1 protein-coding gene is annotated in these 1490 nt (G+C 73.5%); it reads left to right on the top strand.

Annotation, left to right across the window (positions count from 1 at the left end):
- A partial coding sequence (locus AOK09_RS31575; protein ID WP_245687574.1) for a condensation domain-containing protein occupies positions 1–1490 on the top strand: 1490 nt, incomplete at both ends.

Here is a 1490-nt window from a genome sequence, read left to right as displayed (position 1 = left end):
GGCGGTGGTGGCGCGTGAGGACGCTCCGGGGGATGTCCGCCTGGTCGCCTACGTCGTCCCCACCCCGGATGCGGACCCGGCCCGTCTGCCGGCGGCCCTGACCGAGCTGGCCGCCCAGCGGCTGCCGGAGTACATGGTCCCGTCGGCGGTGGTGGTGCTGGACGCGCTGCCGCTCACCGTCAACAAGAAGCTCGACCGCAAGGCCCTGCCCGCACCCGACCTCAGCGCCGGAACCGCCGCAGGCGGCCGGGCACCGGCCACCCTCCAGGAGGAACTGCTGTGCGGGGTCTTCGCGCAGGTGCTGGGCGTGGGGAGCGTGGGCGTCGACGACGACTTCTTCTCCCTCGGCGGCCACTCCCTGCTGGCCGTACGCCTCGCCAGCCGGGTACGCGCCGTCCTCGGCGTGGAACTGGAGATCCGCGAGGTGTTCGACGCGCCGACGGTGGCCGGCCTCGCGGCGCGCCTGGCGGGCCAGGGTACGGCCCGGCCGGCGCTGACCGCGGGTGAGCGCCCCGAGCGGGTGCCGCTGTCGTTCGCCCAGCGCCGGCTGTGGTTCATCGACCGGCTGGACGGCCCGAGCCCGACCTACAACCTCCCCGTGGTGCTGCGCCTCTCGGGCAGGCTGGACCGTACCGCGCTCAGTGCGGCGTTCCGCGACGTGATCGCACGCCACGAGGTACTGCGGACGCTCTGCGCGACGGTCGACGACGAGCCCTACCAGCACATCCTCGGCCTCCCCGAGGTGAGCTGGGAGCTGCAGTACCGGGAGGTCCCGGCCGCGGCGCTGGACGCCGCGGTGGCCGAGGTCACGACCCATGCCTTCGACCTCGCCGCGGAGCTGCCGATCCGCGCGTCACTGCTGCGGACCGGACCCGACGAGCATGTACTCGCCATGACCGTCCACCACATCGCCGGCGACGGCTGGTCCATGGAACCCCTCGCCCGGGATCTCTCGCGGGCGTACGCGGCGCGGTGCGGGGGGCGGGTCCCGGTGTGGGAGCCGCTGCCGGTGCAGTACGCGGACTACGCCCTCTGGCAGCGCGGACTCCTCGGCGACGAGGCCGACGCGGAGAGTCTGGTGTCGGCCCAGGTGGCGTACTGGCGTGAGGCGTTGGCGGGTGCGCCGGAGGAGTTGGCGCTTCCGGTGGACCGGGTGCGTCCGGCGGTGGCGAGTCATCGTGGGCATCGGGTGCCGGTGGAGATACCGGCGGAGCTGCATGCGCGTGTGGTGGAGGTGGCGCGGGCCGAGGGTGTGACGGTGTTCATGGTGCTGCAGGCCGCTCTTGCGGTGCTGCTGTCGCGGCTGGGCGCGGGCACGGACATCCCGATCGGGTCCGCGGTGGCCGGCCGCACCGATGTGGCCCTGGACGACCTGGTCGGCTTCTTCGTCAACACCCTGGTGATCCGCACGGACCTGTCGGGTGATCCGACGTTCCGTGAGGTGCTGGGGCGGGTGCGTGAGGCGGGGTTGTCGGCGCTGGCGCACCAGG

Source organism: Peterkaempfera griseoplana (assembly GCF_001418575.1).
GTDB lineage: Bacteria > Actinomycetota > Actinomycetes > Streptomycetales > Streptomycetaceae > Peterkaempfera > Peterkaempfera griseoplana.
This window is presented reverse-complemented; position numbering and strand designations above follow the sequence as displayed.